This is a genomic window from Sulfitobacter sp. HI0040 (genome assembly GCF_001634885.1).
GTDB lineage: Bacteria > Pseudomonadota > Alphaproteobacteria > Rhodobacterales > Rhodobacteraceae > Sulfitobacter.
Genome location: NZ_LWEX01000464.1, coordinates 1 through 684 on the forward strand (window position 1 = coordinate 1; position 684 = coordinate 684).

At 50.6% G+C, this 684-nt stretch carries 1 rRNA gene; it reads right to left on the minus strand.

What is annotated here, in order from left to right:
- Positions 1-684 (minus strand): 23S ribosomal RNA (locus A3728_RS22510); the annotation flags it as partial.

Genomic DNA, 684 nt, shown 5'->3' on the forward strand with positions numbered 1-684 from the left:
TGGGCTTGCTCATGCAGATCGTCTAACCGCATGGATTCCCGATGTTTGATTGGCCTTTCACCCCTAGGCACAACTCATCCCGACCTTTTTCAACAGGTGTGGGTTCGGACCTCCAGTAAGTGTTACCTTACCTTCATCCTGGTCATGCCTAGATCACTCGGTTTCGGGTCTGATCCCACGAACTCAACGCCCTATTAAGACTCGCTTTCGCTGCGCCTACACCTAACGGCTTAAGCTTGCTCGTGAGACCAAGTCGATGACCCATTATACAAAAGGTACGCTGTCAGGCCGCAAGGGCCCTCCAACTGATTGTAGGCGTTCGGTTTCAGGTACTGTTTCACTCCCCTCGTCGGGGTGCTTTTCACCTTTCCCTCACGGTACTGGTTCACTATCGGTCAGTAAGGAGTACTTAGCCTTCGAAGGTGGTCCTCCGATCTTCAGACAGAATTTCACGTGTTCCGCCCTACTTAATACGTCCAATCATGCTTCCTATACGGGACTATCACCCACTCTGGTTGCGCATTCCAACGCATTCTAGTCACACTCATGGCTCGGCTGGTCCCCGTTCGCTCGCCGCTACTAGGGGAGTATCATATTGATTTCCTTTCCTCCGGGTACTTAGATGTTTCAGTTCCCCGGGTTTGCCTTTTTAACCCTATGTATTCAGGTTAAAAATACCTGTTT